This window comes from Nonomuraea antri (assembly GCF_013283785.1).
In the GTDB taxonomy this organism is placed as follows: domain Bacteria; phylum Actinomycetota; class Actinomycetes; order Streptosporangiales; family Streptosporangiaceae; genus Nonomuraea; species Nonomuraea antri.
Genome location: NZ_JABCPZ010000111.1, coordinates 1 through 14,601, shown reverse-complemented (window position 1 = coordinate 14,601; position 14,601 = coordinate 1). Strand labels below are relative to the sequence as shown.

Here is a 14,601-nt window from a genome sequence, read left to right as displayed (position 1 = left end):
ATGAGGAGCGGGGCGTGGACGTGCTGGAGATGACCCGACGCCGTCACGGCGAGCTGGTGGTGGTGAGTCTCAGGGGAGAGGTCGATGTCGACAACGTGTCCGACGTCCGCCGGTGCCTCGACGAGGCGGTGGCCGCGCACGGGCCGCGGCTGGTGGTCGACATGACGGGGCTGACGTTCATCGACACGACCGGGCTCGGCGTGCTGGTGCGGCTGCTGGCCACGCTGCGCGACAGAGACGGCACGATGGCGCTGGTGGCGCCCGACGGCCAGGTGCTGCGCCGGCTGCGCAGGACCAACCTGGCGCCGCTGTTCCCCATCTACGACACCCTTCCCCAGGCGCTCGCCTGAGCCGCGCCGGCCCGGCGCGTGGCACGATGGAGTGGTGATCGACGACGCCATCCGGCGGCTCTTCGCCGCGGCCGGCTGCGCGGGCAGCCTGTCCGTCCTGGACGTCGACGGCGACGCCCAGGTCCACGTCGGCGGCGACGAGCCGGTCATCGCCGCGTCCGTGCTCAAGGTGCCCGTCGCGCTGGAGGTCTTCCGCCAGTCCTGCGCGGGCGAGCTCGACCTGCGCGAACGCGTGCGCATCGGCCCCGAGGGGCGTACGGCGGGGCCCACCGGGTTCTCCCTGTTCGCCGACGAGGTGGAGGTCTCGCTCGGCGACCTCGTCACGATGATGCTGACCATCAGCGACAACGCGGCCACCGACGTCCTCATCGACCGCGTCGGCCTCGGCAGGATCGCCGCCACGCTCGACGGGCTCGACCTCAAGGGCACCGCGATCCCGCACCCGCTGCGCGGCCTGCTCGACGGCATCGGCGAAGACGCGGGCCACCCCGGCTGGGCCGAGCTGACCCGGGCCGCCGCGACCGCCACCCCTGAGCAGACCCGGGTGCTGGAGGAGCGGGTGCGCTCGTCCAGGGCGCTGCTGCGGCCCGAGGAGACCCTGCGCACCACGGCCAGGGACATGGCGCTGCTGCTGCGCCTGGTCTGGCGCGACGAGGCCGGCCCGGCGCGGGCGTGCGCGGAGCTGCGCGAGGTCATGGCCCGCCAGCTCACCCGGCACCGCCTGGCCATGGGCTTCCCGCCCGAGGTCGGCGTCGCCGCCAAGAGCGGCAGCCTGTTCGGCGTGGTGCGCAACGAGGTGGGCGTGCTGAGCCTGCCCGGCGGCCGCCGCTACGCCGCCGCCGTCTTCACCCGGGCGGACCGGCCGCGCGACCGCGAGAACGAGATCAACGCCGCCATCGGCGCGGCCGCGGCCCTGGCCGTCGAACACTGCCAGACGGGCGGGGCCTGACGGACAGCGCCTGACGGGGCAGGGCCTGACGGGTGGCGGGGACGCGTGCGGCGAGGCGGCCGGGGCGGCTGGTTGAATGGGGGCATGCCTCTCGACCCCACGATCGCCGCGCGGCTGAAGCGCGACGTCCACGGCCTGGTGCCGGCCATCGCCCAGCAGTACGACACCGGCGAGGTCCTGATGATGGCCTGGATGGACGACGAGGCCCTGCACCGCACGCTGACCACCGGCCGGGCCACCTACTGGTCACGCAGCCGGGGCGAATACTGGGTCAAGGGCGACACCTCCGGGCACGTCCAGCACGTCAAGAGCGTCGCACTCGACTGCGACGGCGACACGCTGCTGGTCAAGGTCGACCAGGTGGGCGTGGCCTGCCACACCGGCGACCGCACCTGCTTCGACGCCGGCGCGCTCGACGCCGGGGCGGCGTAACCGATGACCGGAGCCGAGGCTGGAGCCGGGGCCGGGGCCGGCGCGAGAGCCGGGTCGGGGCGCCGTGAGCTGTGGGGCTGGGTGGTGCTGACCGCGCTCGGCTGCCTGCTGGTGCTGCTGGCCGGCGGGCAGGCGTGGGTGCGGCTGCTCGGACGGGCCGGCGACGTCACCGCGCCCGCGGGCGGCGACCTGAGCCCGGTGCTGACCCCGGTGGCGCTGGCCGGGCTGGCCGGCGTGGTGGCGGTGCTGGCCACCGCCGGGCTCGGGCGGCGGCTGATCGGCGCGCTGCTGACGCTGTGCGGGATCGTGGCCGGCGTCGGCGTCTGGACCGGCGCGGCGGCGGGCACCGTCGACCGATGGCTGGCCGAACGCGACGCGCTCGGCGCGGCCCGCGGCGTCGAGTGGGAGCTGGTCGCGGTCTGGCCGGTGGTGGCCGGCGCGGGCGCGGCGCTGATGGTCATCGGCGGGGTCGTCGCGGTGATCCGCGGCGGCGCGTGGGCCGGCATGTCCGCCAAGTACGAACGCGGCGAGTCGCGCAAGCCCGCGCACGTGAGCAAGGACAGGGAACTGTGGGACGCCCTGGACCGGGGTGACGATCCGACCGATTCCCGGTGACCGCACTCGTTACGAATTCTCCACGGTTCTGACTTGACGCCTGCTTGGTCAGGCTTTTGTCACTAGGCTTCCTGTGCAACTCGCCATGAGAACATTTTCTGAGGAGCCAGCGCATGAGCTACGGGGATCAGGGCAGCGGCGGTTACGGAGCCCAGCCTCCCGGTGGAGGGTACGGGCAGCAGCCTCCGAGCAGTGGCGGGTACGGTCAGCAGCCCGGTTACGGGCAGCAGCCGCCCAGCGGCGGCGGCTACGGCCAGCAGCCCCCGAGCAGTGGCGGCTACGGCCAGCAGCCGCCCAGCGGCTACACGCAAGACCCCTACGGCCAGCAGCCGCCCAGCGGCGCCTACGGCCAGCAGCCCGGTTACGGTTACGCGCAGCAGCCCGGCTACGGCTACCCCCAGTCCAGGCCGACCAACGGCATGGCGGTGGCGTCGCTGGTGCTCGGCATCCTGGCGGTGACCATCGCGTGCGGCATCACCAGCATCCCCGGCGCGATCGTCGGGCACATGGCGATGAGCCGCATCAAGCAGACCGGCGAGGAGGGCCAGGGCATGGCCGTGGCCGGTCTGGTCACCTCCTACATCGCGATCGTGGCCTGGATCATCGCCTGGATCCTGTTCTGGGGGCCGATCCTGGCGTTCTTCGGCCTGGCCGCCGCGGTGGAGACCGGCAGCAGGTACTGACCCCCGCGCGTCCGGCTCGGGCGCGGGGTGCTCGCCGTGTGCGCGTGATCGCGGGATACTGCCCGTATGACGATCGCGACCAGGCCCGCCGCCCCGCGCGCCCGTCGGCTGCTCGCGCCGCTCGCCCTCGCGGCCGTGGCCGGCGCCGGGTTCGCGTTCGTCGGCGCCGTCGACCCGAACGCGCCCGGCCACTACCCGGCCTGCCCGTTCCTGGCGCTGACCGGGCTGTACTGCCCGGGCTGCGGGACCCTGCGCGCCGTCCACGCGCTGGCGCACCTCGACCCGGTGGCCGCGCTCGGGCTCAACCCGCTGTTCGTGATCATGCTGCCGGCCCTGGTGTACCTCTGGGGCCGCTGGGTGTCGCACGCCTGGCGCGGCGGGCCGCTGCGGATCGCCGTCACCCGTCCGGCGTGGCTGTGGGTGTTCATGAGCCTGGTGATGGTGTACTGGGTGGTCCGTAATCTGCCATTCGGGCGCTTTCTGGCTCCCTAGTCGGGGGCCTGTGGTGAGGTGCTCTCGTCCGGGCCGATACCATCGCAAGACAAGGCCGGGAGCGGACGCGATGCGAACTCTCAGCCACCCCCAACTGCCGACCGGAGGGACCCCAGCGCGTGAGTGAGCGGACCGAAGGGCCCAGTGTCCTCGACGACATCCTCGACGGGGTACGCGCAGACCTCGCCACACGGCAGCAGGCCGTGTCGATCGACGAGCTCAAGCAGCGGGCCGAGCGGGCGCCTGCGCCCCGCGACGCCATGGCCGCGCTCGGCGGCGACCGTGTCTCGGTGATCGCCGAGGTGAAGCGCTCCAGCCCGTCCAAGGGCGCGCTCGCCGCGATCGCCGACCCGGCCGCGCTGGCGGCCGACTACGAGGAGGGCGGCGCGCACGTCATCAGCGTGCTGACCGAGCGGCGCAAGTTCGGCGGGAGCCTCGACGACCTGGCCGCAGTGCGCGCCCGCGTCGACATCCCGATCCTGCGCAAAGACTTCATCCTCACCTCCTACCAGCTCTGGGAGGCCCGCGCGCACGGCGCCGACCTGGCCCTGCTCATGGTGGTCTGCCTGGAGCAGGAGGCGCTGGTGTCGCTGATCGAGCGCGCGCACTCGATCGGCCTGACCCCGCTGGTCGAGGTGCACACCGAGGACGAGCTCGACCGGGCGGTCGCCGCGGGCGCCCGCGTGATCGGGGTCAACGCCCGCAACCTGAAGACACTCGAGGTCGATCGCGACGTCTTCGCCAAGCTGGCGCCGAAGATCCCGGATAATGTCATCAAGATCGCGGAGTCGGGCGTGCGTGGCCCGCACGACCTGCTCGCCTACGCCAGGTCCGGCGCCGACGCCGTCCTGGTGGGGGAGAGCCTGGTCACCGGAAAAGACCCGCGCAAGGCCGTCGAGGCGCTGGTCACCGCAGGCGCGCACCCGGCGACGCGCCCCGACCACGGAGCAGAGGGATAAGCAGTGGCACAAGAAGGCCCCATCCTCACCGCCGCCGACCTGGCGGGCAACGGGGTGCACGGTGACGACCCCGACGTGCACGGCAAGTTCGGCATCTTCGGCGGCCGCTACGTGCCCGAGGCGCTCATCCCGGCGCTCGACGAGGTGGCCGCGGTCTACGAGAAGGCCAAGAACGACGCGGAGTTCCTGCGCGAGTTCGACCACCTGCTGCGCACGTACGCGGGCCGGCCGACCACGCTGACCGACGTGCCGCGCTTCAGCGAGCAGGCCGGCGGCGCGCGGATCGTGCTCAAGCGCGAGGACCTCACGCACACCGGCGCCCACAAGATCAACAACGTGCTGGGCCAGGCGCTGCTCACCAAGCGCCTGGGCAAGCAGCGGGTGATCGCCGAGACCGGCGCCGGCCAGCACGGCGTGGCCACCGCCACCGCGGCGGCGCTGCTCGGCCTGGAGTGCGTCATCTACATGGGCGCGGTCGACTGCGAGCGCCAGGCGCTCAACGTGGCCAGGATGAAGCTGCTCGGCGCCACCGTCGTGCCGGTGACCAACGGCTCCCAGACCCTGAAGGACGCCATCAACGAGGCGTTCCGCGACTGGGTGACCAACGTCGACAGCACCCACTACCTGTTCGGCACGGTCGCCGGGCCGCACCCGTTCCCGGAGATCGTCCGCGACTTCGCGCGCATCATCGGCGTCGAGGCCCGCCGCCAGATGCTGGAGCTCACCGGCGAGCTGCCCGACGCGGTCTGCGCGGCGGTCGGCGGCGGCAGCAACGCCATCGGCGTCTTCCACGCCTTCATCGGCGACGAGAACGTGGCGCTGCACGGCTACGAGGCGGCCGGGCACGGCCTGGAGAGCGGCGAGCACGCGCTCACGCTGACCGCCGGCTCGGTGGGCGTGCTGCACGGCTCGCGCACCTACGTGCTGCAGGACGACGAGGGCCAGACCATCGAGTCCCACTCGATCTCGGCCGGGCTCGACTACCCGGGCGTCGGCCCCGAGCACGCCTGGCTCAAGGACAGCGGCCGCGCCACCTACCACGGCGTCACCGACGACCAGGCCATGGCCGCGTTCTCGCTGCTGGCCAGGACCGAGGGCATCATCCCGGCCATCGAGTCGTCGCACGCCCTCGCGGGGGCGCTGGAGCTGGGCCGGGAGCTCGGTCCCGACGCCACGATCCTGGTGAACCTGTCCGGGCGCGGTGACAAGGACATGGGCACGGCGATGAAGTACTTCAACCTGTAGGCTCTCTCGCCGTAAGCGGCTGAGATCCTTTCCCGCGTGCCGCCCCCTGGCGGGCGGCCGTGGGAGGTCCTTTCCGGGTGCCGCCCTCCAGGGGTGGCGTCCGGGAGGACTCGCCGCAGGTGGTCGAGGCCCTTCGGAGGGTCGCCCCCGGGTACGGGTGGTGCCGGCGGGGGCGCGTCGTGGCGGGTGACACCGGGCGGGTGTCCCGGATAATCGGAGCACGGCCTCCAGCGGGAGGCGACGTGAGAACGGACGATCAATGACGACTCTTCAGACGGTTTTCGCCAAGGCCAAGGCGGACAACCGGGCCGCGCTCGTCGGCTACCTGCCCGCCGGCTTCCCGTCGAAGGACGGCGCCGTCGCCGCCGCGACCGCCCTGGTCGAGGCCGGCTGCGACGTCATCGAGATCGGCCTGCCGTACTCCGACCCGCTGATGGACGGGCCGACCATCCAGGACGCGGTGCACCGCTCGCTGGTCAACGGCACCCGCATCGCCGACGTCATGCGCACGGTCGAGGGCGTCGCCGCCACCGGCGCGGCCACGCTCGTGATGACGTACTGGAACCCGATCGACAAGTACGGCGCCGAGCGGTTCGCCCGCGACCTGGCCAACGCGGGCGGCGTGGGCACGATCACGCCCGACCTCACGCCGGAGGAGTCCGAGCCGTGGCGGTCCGCCTCGTCGAACGCGGGCATCGACACGGTGTTCCTGGTCGCGCCCAGCTCGACGGAGGCGCGCATCAAGGCGGTCGTCGACTGCTGCACCGGGTTCGTCTACGCGGCGTCGCTGATGGGCGTCACGGGCGCGCGTGACAGCGTGAACGTGGCCGCCGAGGGCCTGGTCGAGCGCACCCGCCGGCACACCGACCTGCCGGTCTGCGTGGGCCTGGGCGTGGGCACCGGCGCGCAGGCGGCCGAGGTGGCCGCCTACGCCGACGGCGTGATCGTCGGCTCCGCCTTCATCCGCCGGATCCTCGACGCGCCCGACGAGGCCGCGGGCAACACCTCGATCGGGCAGCTCGCCCGGGAGATGGCGCAGGGTGTCCGCCGCTAGATCCCGGTAAGGCACGACCAGCGAAGCGCGACCGCCCGAGGCGGCCGGCTGGACACCGCGCTGACGAGCGTGGCCCCGGGCGGTGCGGCCCGGGGCCGTGACCGTCAGCCGAGCTCGGGTTCGGTGCGGATCTCCAGCGGCGAGCCCACCCGGTCCAGCTCCAGCCAGACGATCTCGTTGGCGCCGGAGCGCAGCAGCGGCGCGGGCACGTACAGCGTCCGCTGCGGGCCGCGCTCCCAGTAGCGGCCGAGCAGGAAGCCGTTCACCCAGACATAGCCCTTGCCCCAGCCGGGCAGCGCCAGGAAGGCGTCGGCGGGCTCGGCCACGGTCAGCTCGGCGCGGAAGAACGACAGCGGCTCCCCGGTGATCTCGGCGCTGATCTCGCCGGTGAACGGCACGCCCGAGACGTCGTGGAGCGGGATCGGCCGGGCGCTGACCCCGTTCAGGTACTGCTGGTGGTGCATGATGCCGCCGGGCAGGCCCTTGCGCTCGCCGAGCAGCGGGCCGTAGTTGGTCCGGCCCATCGACTCGACCAGCACCTCCACCGTCGCCGGGCCCGCGGTCTTGAAGTCGGGCGCGGCGCCGTCGCGCTCGGCGATCCCGGCCAGCTCGCCGTCCACGAACACGTGCGCCCGGTCGCGCACCTCGGGCAGCACCAGCGCGTACGTCCCGCGCGGCCCGGGCACCTCGGCCCGGTACCACACCAGCCCGTGCTCCAGCCCCAGGTCCTCGAAGTCCGGCGGCACCGGCGCGCTCACCTCGGGCCCGGCCAGCGCGTCCAGCGACTCGCGCAGCGACGCCGACGCGGCCGGGCGCAGCGTCGCGGCCGGCAGCACCGGCGGCGTCGGCGGCACCTCGGGCAGTTCGCCGCCGGCGTAGCGGGCCAGGACCTCCCTGAAGAGCCAGAACTTCGCCGTGGGCGCGCCGCGCTCGTCGATCGGCGCGTCGTAGTCATAGGACGTCACGGTCGGCCGCCACTCGCCGACGGCCCGGTCGCCCACCCGGTTCGCCCCGGCCGTGGTGCCGAAGTTGGTGCCGCCGTGCGCCATGTACAGGTTCACCGACGCGCCCATCGCGAGCATCCGCTCCAGCGTGTCCGCCGCGTCCGCGGGGTCCCTGACCACGTGCTCCTGGCCCCAGTGGTCGAACCAGCCGCACCAGAACTCCATGCAGAACAGCGGCGAGCCCGGACGGAACTCCCGCAGCTCGGCGAACGCCCGCTCCGGGTCGGAGCCGAAGTTCACCGTGGCCAGCACGTCCGGGAGCGTGCCGCCGGTCAGGTACCAGTCGGCCGGGCCGTCGGAGGTGAACAGCGGCACCTCGACGCCCCTGGCGACCAGGCCGTTGGCCAGATGCCGCAGGTAGACCTGGTCGCTGCCGTAGGAGCCGTACTCGTTCTCCACCTGCACCATGATCACGTTGCCGCCGCGGGTGATCTGGCGCTCGGCGACCTGCGGCAGCAGCCGGTCGAAGAACCGGTCCACGTGACCCAGGTACTCGGGGTCGCGCGTCCTGATCCGGCCGGTCAGCCAGGACGGCAACCCGCCGTTGTCCCACTCCGCGCAGATGTACGGCCCGGGACGGACGATCGCCAGCAGCCCCTCGGCCGCCGCCGCGTCGAGGAAGGCGCCCAGCTCGTTCATCCGCTGGAACTCGCCCCGGCGCGGCTCGTGCAGGTTCCACGGCACGTACGTCTCGACCGTGTTGAGCCCCATGGCCCGCAGCATCGCCAGCCGGTGCCGCCACTGATCCGGACGTACCCGGAAATAGTGCATCGCGCCGGACAGGACCCGGAAGTCCGCGCCGTCGAGCAGGAACGAGCCGCCCTCGACCGCAAAAGAACGCATAAGTCTTCCTTCGGATAGGATTTCGCGCCCCGTAGCTTTGCCTGGACCGCAGGTCACCGGCCATGGACAAACCCGGGGATCAGTTGGATTTGACCCCGGGAGCAGCGCGTGACGCCGACGTTCAACCAGTGGATGCGCTACCTCACGCCCGGGCCCGCGCACCGCGGACTCGGCCTGGTCTGCCTCGGCGTCGGGCACCAGGACGGCCGGCTGCCCACCGTCGGACCCCGCGTCATGCAGAACCACGTCGCCGTCGTCGTCACCGCGGGCACCGGCTGGTTCTCGCAGGCCGGCGCGCCGCCCGTCGAGGTCGTCGCGCCCGCCGTCATCTGGCTCTTTCCCGGCGTCCAGCACCACTACGCGCCGCACGACGTCTGGACGGAATGGTTCGTCGACTTCGCCGGGCCCGCCGTCGCCGCCTACCAGGACCTGGGCTTCATCGACCCCGACCGGCCCGTCACCCCGCTCACCACCGCCGATCCCGCCGCGCACGCCATCGGCCGCATCGCCCAGGCGTGCCGGCGCGGCAGCCCGTACCTGGAGGTGGAGACGTCGGCCATCGTGCACGAGGTGCTGGTCGCGCTGCGGCGCGGGCGCGCCGGCGAGGACCCGCACGGCGACCCCGTGCTCGACGGGCTGGCCAGGGACGCCTGCCTGCCCATCTCGGTCGCCGACCACGCCGGACGGCTCGGCATGCCGCTGGCCGAGCTGCGCCAGTCCGTGCGCCGGCTGGCCGGCTGCAGCCCCAAGGACTATCTGCTGTCGATCAGGCTCAGCCGGGCCAAGGACCTGCTGGCCACCACCGACCTGCCGGTGGCAGCGGTCGCCAGGCGCGTCGGCTACGACGATCCCGCCTACTTCACCCGGCTGTTCACCCGCCGCGCCGGGCTGCCGCCCAGCGAGTTCCGCGCCCAGCAGTACCGGGGCTTCCCCGCCGCGAACTAGATCGGGACGGCTCGGCGCGACATCTGCCTTAGCCGATGCTTATCCGCAGCGTGATCTCATGGCATCCCGATAGTGTGCGCTCGTCCCGCCCAGAGTCGAAGGAGATCACCCGTGGCCGCGTCACCATCGTCACTTCCCGCCAGAAGAGCGATACCCTGGGTGACGACCGTCGCCCGGCTCGTGCTGGCCGGAGTGCTGATCGCGGCAGGCGCGCTGAAGATCGGCAACCCGGCCGACTCCGTCGTGGCGGTCAAGGCGTACCAGCTGCTGCCCGACGCGATCGCCGTCCCGGTGGGCCAACTCCTGCCGATCCTGGAGATCGTGGTCGGCGTGCTGCTGGTCGTCGGGTTGCTGACCAGGGTGGCCGCGGTGATCTCCGGGCTGCTCATGTTCGCCTTCGTCTTCGGCATCGCCTGGGCCTGGGCGAACGGCCTGCGCATCGACTGCGGCTGCTTCGGCGGCGGCGGTCAGCTCGGGCAGGGCCAGGAGCCCACCTACCTGATCGACATCCTGCGTGACTTCGGCCTCGTGCTGCTCGCCGCGTGGATCGTACGTTTCCCGCCGGGCCGGCTGGCACTCGACTCGAAACTCGGCCTGGCGAACAATCCTGGAATGGGGGAGAAGGACTGATGGCCAAGGGGGACCCGGTGATGAGCAAGGCGGAACGGACCAAGTCCGCGCGCGAGAGGATCAAGCAGCAGCAGGAGGCCGCCGCCGTTCGCGACCGCCGCAAGAAGGTGGTCACCTACATCACCGCCGGCGTCGTCGCCGTGGCCGCCGTCGGCGCGGGCTGGTGGTACACCGCCTCCCAGACGGCCTCGGAGGAGGCCGGCGGCGAGGCGCCCGTCACGGTGCAGGCCGACGGCAGCGCGGTGATGGCCCAGCCCGGCGTCACCGCCCCGGTCGTCGACATCTACGAGGACTTCCAGTGCCCCGCCTGCCAGGAGCTGGAGCGGGTCAGCGGCCAGACGTTCAAGAACCTGGCCGCCGAGGGCAAGGCCAAGGTCGTCTTCCACCCGATCACGATCTTCTCCGACGAGCCGCTCAAGTCCAACTCGGTCCGCGCCGCCAACGCCACCCGCTGCATCGCCGACGGCAAGCAGTGGCTGGCCTTCCACGACCTGCTGTTCAAGAACCAGCCGCCGGAGGGCAGCGTCGGCTTCACCCCCGAACAGCTCCAGCAGTGGGGCAAGGACGCCGGGGTCACCGCACCCGACTTCGCCAGCTGCGTCACCTCCGAGAAGCACGGCGAGGCCCATCTCGCCAACAGCAAGAAGGTCGGCGACGCGCAGGATCTCAAGCACACCCCGACCGTCAAGCTGAACGGCACCGAGATCCCCGGTGAAACCGCTTTCCGGCCGCAGCAACTTCGCGATGCGGTCACGGAGGCCGCCAAGTAGCCCCGCGTCCGCTACCCTCACCTGACATGCCCCTTGCCTCGATTCCCAGCCCTTCCCAGGGGGTCTGGTACCTCGGAATCATCCCGATCCGGGCTTATGCGCTGTGCATCGTCCTCGGCGTCATCGTCGCCGTCTGGTTGAGCGAGCGCCGCTGGCGCGCTCGCGGCGGCCAGAAGGGGACGATCATCGATCTCGCCGTCCCCGCGGTGATATTCGGCCTGATCGGCGGCCGCCTCTACCACGTCATCACCGACTGGCAGACCTACTTCGGCAGCCGCGCGATCAAGGAACCGTACCAGGCCCTGTTCATCTGGGAGGGCGGCCTGGGCATCTGGGGCGCCATCGCCCTGGGTGGCGTGGGCGTCTGGCTGGCCTGCCGCAGGCGTGGCATCTCCACGACCGCGGTGGCCGACACCGTCGCGCCCGGCATCGCCTTCGCCCAGGCCATCGGCCGCTGGGGCAACTGGTTCAACCAGGAGCTCTACGGCAGCCCGACCACGCTCCCGTGGGGCCTGGAGATCGACATCGACCACGGTGGCCAGCCCGGTGAGCTCTACCACCCGACGTTCCTGTACGAATCGCTGTGGGACGTCGCGCTCGGCTTCCTGCTGATCCTGGCGGGCCGGCGCTTCGCCCTGCACCACGGCCGGCTCTTCGCCCTGTACGTGGCCGGCTACACGCTGGGCCGGTTCTGGATCGAAGGACTGCGCATCGACCCGGTCGGCGGCGTCGACCACGCGGTGCTCTTCCTCGGCCTGCGCATCAACCAGTGGACGTCGATCGCGCTGTTCCTCGGCGCGCTGCTCTACATCTGGATCACCAGGAACAAGACCGAGCCGGTGGAGGTCGTGCTGCCGCCCTCGGCCGTCACGGATGCGGACGCGGACGCGGATGCCGACGCGGACGCCGATTCCGCCGCCGCCAAGGATTCCGAGGATTCCGAGGCCGGCGAGGACGACACACCGGAGTCGTCCGCCGATGACACCGTGGCCGATGACACCGTGGCCGACGAGAAGCGCGACACCGCCGAGGACAGTGAGAGCCCCGAGGGTGAAGCCGCCGTATCCGAGGAGAAGAACGCCCGATGACCGGGAGCGCGGAGATCCATCACCAGCATCGTGACGTCAACGGGGGCTGGTTGCGGCCCTCGGTGTTCGGCGCCATGGACGGCCTGGTGTCGAACTTCGCGCTCATCGCGGGCATCGCCGGCGGCACCGCCAACACCAGGGTGATCGCCCTCGGCGGTGTCGCCGGGCTCGCCGCGGGCGCGCTGTCCATGGCGGGCGGCGAATACGTCTCCGTCGCCAGCCAGCGCGAGCTCGCCCAGGCCGAGATCGCCGTCGAACGGCGCGAGCTCGACCGGCACCCCGAGGCCGAACGGGCCGAACTGGCCCAGGTCTTCGTCGACAAGGGCGTCGAGCCCGCGCTGGCGGCCCAGGTGGCCGCGCAGATCTCCAGGAACCCCGACCAGGCCCTGGAGATCCACACCCAGAACGAGCTCGGCGTCTCACCGAAGGACCTGCCCTCGCCCAGGGTGGCCGCGGTGTCGTCGCTGCTGTCGTTCAGCGTGGGCGCGGCGCTGCCGCTGGTGCCGTACCTGTTCGGGGTGCGCGGCCTGCTGGTGTCGGCGATCGTCTCCTGCGTCGCCCTGTTCACGGCCGGCGCGATCGTGTCGGCCGTGACCGCGCGCAGCTGGTGGTACTCCGGGCTGCGGCAGCTCGTGGTGGGCGCGGTGGCCGCCGTGATCACGTTCGGCCTGGGCAACCTGATCGGGGCGTCCGGTCTGTGACTGCGGAAAGACCCTCCCCCCGCAAGCGGCGCCGCACCCCACGCTCCGACTGGCAGCTGCCGCTCCTGACCGAGTGGGGCCTGCGCCCCGACCAGCAACGCCTGCTCGTGCTCATCGCCGGCGGCGTCGGCGTGGTGATCACCGCGCTGGCCCTGGTCGCCGTCGTCATGTCGCTCGGCACGTACGCGCCCGAGCGGCCGGCCAGCGCCTCCGTCGCCGACCAGGACGCCAACCTGCCGCAGGTCTTCCACGGCTGGGCCTCGCCCAAGCTGTTCGACCCGGTCTCCGACCGCGCCAAGGACAACCGGCCGCTCACCGAGAAAGAGGTGTTCGGCCAGACCAAGCTGACGGTGTCGAAGAAACTGTCGCTCAAACTGGTCGCCAAACAGCTCGACGCCGACTGCGCGCAGGCGCTGTGGGGCGCGAACCTCCTCCAGCAGGTCACCGAGGCCGAATGCACCCAGGCCGCCCGCGGCCTGTACGCCAGCTCCGACGGCCGGTACGTCGGCCAGTACACGCTACTCAACCTCAAGGACGGCAAGGCCGCCGCCGACCTGGTGGAGTCGTTGAAGACCCTTTACCGGGGCGGCTGGACCCGTCCGCTGACCGCGCCCCGGTCAGCCGCCCAGGCCGCCTTCCCGACCGGCGGGCACTCCGAGGGCGGCGCGTACGCGCTCGGCCACTACGTGGGGCTGGTGTGGTTCGGCCGGGCCGACGGCGCCGAGCCCACCACCAGAGACGACTTCGTGACCCTCATGCTGGTCATGCGCGGCGCGGAGAAGGCGGTCTACCGCCGGGTCGTCACCATCACCGGGCCGGGGGCCTGATGCCGCGCCGCGCCGTGATCGCCGCCGCGGGCGGGCTGGCGGTCGCCGTCGCCGCGGCGGCCGTCTGGCTGTTCGCCGGCGGGCAGGCGCCGCGTCCCGCCGTGTTCCAGGGCGAGCCGTCGTCCGCCTTCTACGCCGCCGTGGACACCCGCCAGAACGACGCCGCCCCGCTGAGCGCCGCCGAGGTGTTCACCGCCGCCACCGAGTCCCTGGGCGCGCTGCGCCGCACCTCGGCCACCGTGCTCACGGACTGCGACGAGCTGCTGCGCGGGACGTCCGCGCCCGGGTGCACGCAGGCGCTGCAGGCCACGTACGAGGGCGGGGCGCGGGCCGGCCAGTTCACCATCTTCAACCTGCCCGACGGACGATCGGCCGACGCGCTGGTCGCGGCGCTGGGCAAAGACGGGTTCGTCCGCCAGGACGCCCCCTTCGACCCGGCCCGCAGCCGGGCCCAGGCGCGGGCGATGGGGCATTACGTGACGGTGAGCTGGGTGGGCGGCACAGGGTCGGCCACGGAACTGGTCAAGGACCTGGTGGCACTGGACGGCCTCGGCCGCGTCGTCCAGTCCCGCATCCTCGCCACCCTCTGACCACCGCCCTCACGGGGTTCGGTCTCGCCTCGCGGCTCGGCCCCGTCGGTGGGTCTCGTCGGTGGGTCCCGCCGGGTTCGGGGGTCCCGGTCCCGCCGGTCGGGTCCTGGCGGTTGGGTCGGTCCCGCCGGTCGGGTCCCGCCGGTTGGGGTCCCGGCGGTTCGGCCGTCCCGGGTCCCGCCGGTCGGGGCCGGTCCCGCCGGTCGGGTTCCGCCTGTCGGGTTCCGCCGGTCGGGTCCCGGTGGTCCGGTCCGGTGGTCGGGTCCCGGCGGTCCGGTCCGGTACGGCGACCCCCTCGGGCCCACCCCTCGGCGCGCCGCGTCGGTGGGACGTGGCACGGAGGGGCCCGGCGCAATCAACGGCGCCCAGCCGACCAGCGGGCGTGTGGCGTGGTGGGGGCCCGCGCGATGGCGGCGTGAGGGGC

General features: G+C 72.6%; 17 protein-coding genes. 16 read left to right on the top strand and 1 reads right to left on the bottom strand.

The window, feature by feature from the left end; genetic code table 11:
• The first annotated feature begins 14 nt into the window (after positions 1-14).
• From HII36_RS30830 to trpA, 9 genes are all read left to right on the top strand, one after another.
• Positions 15-350, top strand: a complete 336-nt coding sequence (locus HII36_RS30830) for an STAS domain-containing protein (protein ID WP_173526795.1) — start codon at positions 15-17, stop codon at positions 348-350.
• Between the two features lie 34 nt (positions 351-384).
• A complete protein-coding gene (locus tag HII36_RS30825; RefSeq protein ID WP_173526794.1) occupies positions 385-1,299 on the top strand; it encodes a serine hydrolase in 915 nt (304 codons plus the stop codon).
• Between the two features lie 84 nt (positions 1,300-1,383).
• Positions 1,384-1,731 carry a phosphoribosyl-AMP cyclohydrolase gene (gene hisI, locus HII36_RS30820; RefSeq protein ID WP_173526793.1) on the top strand — a complete coding sequence of 116 codons (348 nt, stop codon included), beginning with the start codon at positions 1,384-1,386 and terminating at the stop codon, positions 1,729-1,731.
• Between the two features lie 3 nt (positions 1,732-1,734).
• Positions 1,735-2,346, top strand: a complete 612-nt coding sequence (locus HII36_RS30815; RefSeq protein WP_173526792.1) for a Trp biosynthesis-associated membrane protein — start codon at positions 1,735-1,737, stop codon at positions 2,344-2,346.
• 113 nt (positions 2,347-2,459) lie between these two features.
• Complete coding sequence (locus HII36_RS30810; protein ID WP_173526791.1) at positions 2,460-3,029, top strand: DUF4190 domain-containing protein; 570 nt, start codon at positions 2,460-2,462, stop codon at positions 3,027-3,029.
• A gap of 66 nt (positions 3,030-3,095) precedes the next feature.
• Entirely contained in the window at positions 3,096-3,521 is a 426-nt protein-coding gene (locus HII36_RS30805; RefSeq protein WP_173526790.1) for a DUF2752 domain-containing protein, read from the top strand.
• A gap of 119 nt (positions 3,522-3,640) precedes the next feature.
• On the top strand, positions 3,641-4,480 hold the full coding sequence (trpC, locus tag HII36_RS30800; RefSeq protein WP_173526789.1) for an indole-3-glycerol phosphate synthase TrpC: 840 nt from the start codon (positions 3,641-3,643) through the stop codon (positions 4,478-4,480).
• 39 nt (positions 4,481-4,519) lie between these two features.
• Positions 4,520-5,725, top strand: a complete 1,206-nt coding sequence (gene trpB, locus HII36_RS30795) for a tryptophan synthase subunit beta (RefSeq protein ID WP_173526818.1) — start codon at positions 4,520-4,522, stop codon at positions 5,723-5,725.
• Positions 5,726-5,984: 259 nt separating this feature from the next.
• Positions 5,985-6,779: a tryptophan synthase subunit alpha gene (gene trpA, locus HII36_RS30790; RefSeq protein ID WP_173526788.1), complete on the top strand. Its 795-nt coding sequence runs from the start codon at positions 5,985-5,987 to the stop codon at positions 6,777-6,779.
• A 104-nt stretch (positions 6,780-6,883) separates the two neighbouring features.
• Here trpA and HII36_RS30785 read toward each other — a convergent pair whose 3' ends face one another.
• A complete protein-coding gene (locus HII36_RS30785) occupies positions 6,884-8,626 on the bottom strand; it encodes a glycoside hydrolase family 35 protein (RefSeq protein ID WP_173526787.1) in 1,743 nt (580 codons plus the stop codon).
• Positions 8,627-8,734: 108 nt separating this feature from the next.
• On the opposite strand from HII36_RS30785, the gene HII36_RS30780 reads away from it, so the two are divergent.
• From HII36_RS30780 to HII36_RS30750, 7 genes are all read left to right on the top strand, one after another.
• On the top strand, positions 8,735-9,571 hold the full coding sequence (locus HII36_RS30780) for an AraC family transcriptional regulator (protein WP_217370178.1): 837 nt from the start codon (positions 8,735-8,737) through the stop codon (positions 9,569-9,571).
• 159 nt (positions 9,572-9,730) lie between these two features.
• Positions 9,731-10,201 carry a MauE/DoxX family redox-associated membrane protein gene (locus HII36_RS30775; protein ID WP_173526786.1) on the top strand — a complete coding sequence of 157 codons (471 nt, stop codon included), beginning with the start codon at positions 9,731-9,733 and terminating at the stop codon, positions 10,199-10,201.
• Positions 10,201-10,971 carry a DsbA family protein gene (locus HII36_RS30770; RefSeq protein ID WP_236004022.1) on the top strand — a complete coding sequence of 257 codons (771 nt, stop codon included), beginning with the start codon at positions 10,201-10,203 and terminating at the stop codon, positions 10,969-10,971. Before HII36_RS30775 ends, HII36_RS30770 begins: the two co-directional genes overlap by 1 nt.
• Before the next feature lie 26 nt (positions 10,972-10,997).
• Positions 10,998-12,059, top strand: a complete 1,062-nt coding sequence (lgt, locus tag HII36_RS30765) for a prolipoprotein diacylglyceryl transferase (protein WP_173526785.1) — start codon at positions 10,998-11,000, stop codon at positions 12,057-12,059.
• The gene (locus HII36_RS30760) at positions 12,056-12,760 is read left to right on the top strand and encodes a VIT1/CCC1 transporter family protein (RefSeq protein WP_173526784.1); all 705 of its coding nucleotides are present in this window, start codon (positions 12,056-12,058) and stop codon (positions 12,758-12,760) included. Before lgt ends, HII36_RS30760 begins: the two co-directional genes overlap by 4 nt.
• Positions 12,757-13,587, top strand: coding sequence for a hypothetical protein (locus tag HII36_RS30755; protein ID WP_173526783.1), 831 nt, complete (start codon positions 12,757-12,759; stop codon positions 13,585-13,587). Before HII36_RS30760 ends, HII36_RS30755 begins: the two co-directional genes overlap by 4 nt.
• On the top strand, positions 13,587-14,177 hold the full coding sequence (locus tag HII36_RS30750) for a hypothetical protein (protein ID WP_173526782.1): 591 nt from the start codon (positions 13,587-13,589) through the stop codon (positions 14,175-14,177). Before HII36_RS30755 ends, HII36_RS30750 begins: the two co-directional genes overlap by 1 nt.
• Positions 14,178-14,601 lie beyond the last annotated feature (424 nt).

Coding starts and splice junctions, on each gene's coding strand:
- hisI (WP_173526793.1), top strand. CDS start 1,384: ATGCCTCTCGACCCCACGATCGCCGCGCGGCTGAAGCGCGACGTCCAC.
- HII36_RS30815 (WP_173526792.1), top strand. CDS start 1,735: ATGACCGGAGCCGAGGCTGGAGCCGGGGCCGGGGCCGGCGCGAGAGCC.
- HII36_RS30750 (WP_173526782.1), top strand. CDS start 13,587: ATGCCGCGCCGCGCCGTGATCGCCGCCGCGGGCGGGCTGGCGGTCGCC.
- lgt (WP_173526785.1), top strand. CDS start 10,998: ATGCCCCTTGCCTCGATTCCCAGCCCTTCCCAGGGGGTCTGGTACCTC.
- HII36_RS30810 (WP_173526791.1), top strand. CDS start 2,460: ATGAGCTACGGGGATCAGGGCAGCGGCGGTTACGGAGCCCAGCCTCCC.
- HII36_RS30760 (WP_173526784.1), top strand. CDS start 12,056: ATGACCGGGAGCGCGGAGATCCATCACCAGCATCGTGACGTCAACGGG.
- HII36_RS30770 (WP_236004022.1), top strand. CDS start 10,201: ATGGCCAAGGGGGACCCGGTGATGAGCAAGGCGGAACGGACCAAGTCC.
- HII36_RS30785 (WP_173526787.1), bottom strand. CDS start 8,626: ATGCGTTCTTTTGCGGTCGAGGGCGGCTCGTTCCTGCTCGACGGCGCG.
- HII36_RS30805 (WP_173526790.1), top strand. CDS start 3,096: ATGACGATCGCGACCAGGCCCGCCGCCCCGCGCGCCCGTCGGCTGCTC.
- trpA (WP_173526788.1), top strand. CDS start 5,985: ATGACGACTCTTCAGACGGTTTTCGCCAAGGCCAAGGCGGACAACCGG.